The sequence below is a fragment of the Ralstonia sp. TCR112 genome (assembly GCF_007997035.1).
Lineage (GTDB): Bacteria > Pseudomonadota > Gammaproteobacteria > Burkholderiales > Burkholderiaceae > Ralstonia > Ralstonia edaphi.
In genome coordinates, this window is sequence record NZ_VOSS01000283.1 from 1 (window position 1) to 596 (window position 596).

General features: G+C 63.9%; 1 protein-coding gene and 1 pseudogene. Both read left to right on the forward strand.

The window, feature by feature from the left end; translation table 11 throughout:
* Positions 1 to 286 (forward strand): annotated as a pseudogene (locus FUT88_RS25985) (UDP-N-acetylenolpyruvoylglucosamine reductase); the annotation flags it as partial.
* Positions 287 to 434: 148 nt separating this feature from the next.
* Positions 435 to 596 (forward strand): pyrimidine/purine nucleoside phosphorylase (locus tag FUT88_RS25990; RefSeq protein ID WP_147219389.1); only part of this gene is annotated, 162 nt, incomplete at its 3' end.

Here is a 596-nt window from a genome sequence, read left to right on the forward strand (position 1 = left end):
CGTCGATGCCGCCACGCGCGATGCCCTCGCCGAGCGTTTCCCGAATCTGGTCGGATATGTGCAGCCCGACGGCACCTACAAGCTCGCCGCCGGCTGGTTGATCGATCAGTGCGGCTTCAAGGGCCGGCAGAGCGGCGCGGTTGGGGTGTATGAAAAACAGGCGCTGGTGCTGGTACATCGTGGCGGCGGCAGCGCGATCCAGTTGATGACGCTGGCGCGCGAAATCCAGGACGCGGTTCATGCGCGCTTTGGCGTGCGCATCGAACCTGAGCCGGTCGTGGTGTAAAGAGGCGGGCGGATGGGCGCGCTGGGCATCTTGCGCCACATCGCACGCCTCAAGATCCGGGCAGCACTCGCCTGACGTACCCGCGGTCGATCCAATGGCCTAAAATGGCTGGTTTGACCCCACGACCTCCCTTTTCGCATTCCATTTCATGACCACCGAAACCTTTGACGGCGTCCGCCTGACCACCAAGGCCAATGTGTACTTTGACGGAAAGTGCGTCAGCCACAGCTTTACCCTGCCCGACGGCACCAAGAAGTCCGTGGGCGTGGTGCTGCCGGCCACGCTGACCTTCGGCACGGCCGCCGCGGAA